The sequence below is a fragment of the Sulfitobacter sp. UBA4523 genome, assembly GCF_002388305.1.
GTDB classification, from domain to species: Bacteria; Pseudomonadota; Alphaproteobacteria; order Rhodobacterales; family Rhodobacteraceae; genus Sulfitobacter; species Sulfitobacter pontiacus.
Genome location: NZ_DGMH01000013.1, coordinates 37,926 through 40,356, shown reverse-complemented (window position 1 = coordinate 40,356; position 2,431 = coordinate 37,926). Strand labels below are relative to the sequence as shown.

The following is a 2,431-nucleotide window of genomic DNA, read 5'->3' as shown; positions in this document are numbered from 1 at the left end:
ACGTTCCACAGGCCATAGGCATTCATGCAGACGATTTCGGCGGGCTGGAACACTTCTTCGCCCGCGTCGGTCAGATAGGTGACACCGGTGGCGGTCTTGCCGTCCTCTGACTTCTCGACGCGCAGGACCTGCGCCTGATAGCGGATCTCGAAGTTCTCGTGGGATTTGATCTGGTCATAGACGCAGATGATCGGGTCGGCCTTGGCGTAGTAGCCGCAGCCGAAGCGTTCGCAAAAGCCGCAATAGGTGCAGGGATGCAGCTTGGCCCCGTAGGGGTTGGTGTACTCCTTGGTGGCGTTGGCGGCGGGCAGGGGGAAGGGGTGGTAGCCGAGCTTTTGCGCCGCCTCTCCGAATTTGGTGGGGCCGATGGGCTGGCGCATGGGCGGGTTGGGATAATCAGCGCTGCGCGGCCCTTCGAAGGGGTTGCCGCCTTCACGCGGGCCGTCGGCCATCTGGCCTGCTGTACCGGAGGTGCCGCAGATCTTCTCGTAGAAATCGAAATGAGGCTCAAGCTCGTCATAGGTGACGCCCCAATCCTGCACATTCAGATCATCGGGAATGAAGTCGGCACCATAGCGGTTTTCGTAATGGCTGCGCATTTCGAGGTCAGACGGCAGGGGCCGCCAAAGCTGGCCATTCCAGTGGATGCCCGCGCCGCCAAGCCCGACACCGGGCAGGAACGACCCGAGTCTGCGCATCGGCAGCGCCTGCTGGCTGGCGTTGTTGCGGAAGGTCAGGGTCTCTTTGCGGGTGTTGATCATATGCGCGTGGTGCACCGCATATTTCAGTTCGTCATGTTCCTTGGGGGCGGCGAAATCATCAGCGTCGTGGCGATAGGATCCGCGTTCCAGCACCACACAGCGTTTGCCAGCGTGGGCAAGTTCATATGCAGCTGTCAGACCCGTCCAACCGGCCCCGATGATGACCACATCTGTTTTCGCCAGCCGCCGTGCCATGATCTACCTTTCCCAGTTGAAGTCGCTTGTGCCCGGTTGATGCCCGATGCCCATAGGGGGCTGCCGGTAGGGGCGATTGTGGGCGTCGACCGTGTCGGTGAAATAGCCGAAGGCCCCGGGGAAGCCGACCATATGCCAACCGGCATAGCCCTTGTTGCCGCCATAGATCGGGTCGGCAAAATAGCCCTGGTTCGTCAGGGCATGGAGTTCGGTAAAGAAGGTTTTGGCCCCGACACGACCGGCGAGCGCGGGCCTATCCTCGGACAGGTCGGTCATCAGCTGGTCGAGCGCGGATTGCGGTTGCCCTTCAAGCGGGCCGATGACGGTCTGCATCGCCGCCAGCCCCTCGCGCCAAAGCTCGGCGGGGCGTAGGGGAGATTGGTAGCCTTGCTCGGGCGTGCCTTGGGGGTGGGGCCCGTCCATATACAAGTGTTCCCCGCGCCCGTATCCGCCCGCAAGTTGCAGATCGATGAAATCGACCACGCCGGCCTGACTGGCCGAGGGGAAATCATCCTGCGGGATCAGCGTGTCACACAGCAGTGCGAGGCTTCGGGCCTCGGGATCGGTCAGGAAGGTGAAAGGAGTGCCATCGAGGGCGGCAAAGGCATGGCGCGGCAGGGACGCAAGGCCGACGGCGGCACCGAAGCCGAATAGAACTGATCGTCTGGAATACGTTGGCATACGAAACCCAAATGATTGGTCACTTGTCTAAATAACGCCCGCGTGAGCGAGATGTTCCGCGATTTTGCAAAAAATTTTGGCGAAACTAGTCGTGGCGTTTCTGGTGGGGGCGGTCTAGTTTGCGCGGGCCGAAACAAACTCACACAGCCATGTGACTGGTTCTTGGGAACTGGGTCGCGCTATTGGGGGTTACATCGTCAAGCACTAACTAAATAGGAGCGTGCACGCATGCTGACCAAACGCCATTTTATCACCAGCTCCGCTGCCGCGTTGTTCTCTGCCCCTCTGGCCCCCAGTCTCGCCGCCGCTGCGACGACAGACAAGTCGATGTGGGACGCATGGGATGCGCAGGTAACGCCAGCGGGCTACGATCCTGCAACGACGAACCCTTGGGGCGTCGCGCCCCGCTTTCTGCCCCAACTGGTAGAGGCGAACCCCGGTCTGACGCCGGGCGATATCCACGTCGATGCGGTCGCGCGGTATCTGTATCACATTCAGGACAATGGCACGGCTATGCGCTATGGCGTGGCGATTGCGCGGGGTAACCTGTACGAGCCCGGCACCTATACGATCAAGCGCAAGGCGAAATGGCCAACCTGGACGCCGACGCAGAACATGATCCGCCGCGATCCAGAGCTTTATGAACAACACGCCGATGGGATGGACGCAGGCCCGCAGAACCCCTTGGGGTCACGCGCGCTGTATCTTTTTGTCGGTAACCGCGACACCTATCTGCGCATCCACGGGTCGCCTAACCCGCAATCGATCGGCGGGCGTGCAAGCTCTGGCTGCGC

3 protein-coding genes are annotated in these 2,431 nt (G+C 61.3%); 1 reads left to right on the top strand and 2 read right to left on the bottom strand.

What is annotated here, in order from left to right; genetic code table 11:
* Nucleotides 1-956: FAD-dependent oxidoreductase (locus B3849_RS02520; protein ID WP_286779777.1), on the bottom strand; the 956-nt coding region annotated here is incomplete at its 3' end.
* A 3-nt stretch (nt 957-959) separates the two neighbouring features.
* Nucleotides 960-1,637, bottom strand: a complete 678-nt coding sequence (locus tag B3849_RS02515; RefSeq protein ID WP_278426097.1) for a gluconate 2-dehydrogenase subunit 3 family protein — start codon at nt 1,635-1,637, stop codon at nt 960-962.
* A gap of 228 nt (nt 1,638-1,865) precedes the next feature.
* Here B3849_RS02515 and B3849_RS02510 point away from each other — a divergent pair.
* A partial coding sequence (locus B3849_RS02510) for a L,D-transpeptidase (protein WP_286779776.1) occupies nt 1,866-2,431 on the top strand: 566 nt, incomplete at its 3' end.